This is a genomic window from Erwinia sp. PsM31 (genome assembly GCF_030433775.1).
In the GTDB taxonomy this organism is placed as follows: domain Bacteria; phylum Pseudomonadota; class Gammaproteobacteria; order Enterobacterales; family Enterobacteriaceae; genus Erwinia; species Erwinia aeris.
The window spans coordinates 1-220 of the sequence record NZ_JARUWZ010000132.1 but is presented as its reverse complement, the minus strand read 5'-3'; the positions used below and the strand labels follow the sequence as shown (position 1 = coordinate 220).

The window sequence follows — 220 nt, the reverse complement described above, 5'->3', positions numbered from 1 at the left end:
GAAGGAAATAGCGCGCCAGACGAGGGATATCCACACGACGCTCCCGCAGCGGCGGCAGATGCACGCGGATAACGTTCAGGCGGAGAAACAGATCCTCGCGGAATTTGCCTTCCTCTACCCGCAGCTCCAGGTTCTGGTGCGTGGCGGCGAAGATCCTGACGTCGACTTTGACCTGCGCATAGCCGCCGACGCGATAAAACTGCCCGTCGGCCACCACGCG

General features: G+C 62.3%; 1 protein-coding gene. It reads right to left on the bottom strand.

Annotated features, from left to right (window positions below; genetic code table 11):
- On the bottom strand, window positions 1-220 hold a 220-nt coding region (locus QCD69_RS22735), incomplete at both ends, for a sigma 54-interacting transcriptional regulator (protein WP_301253596.1).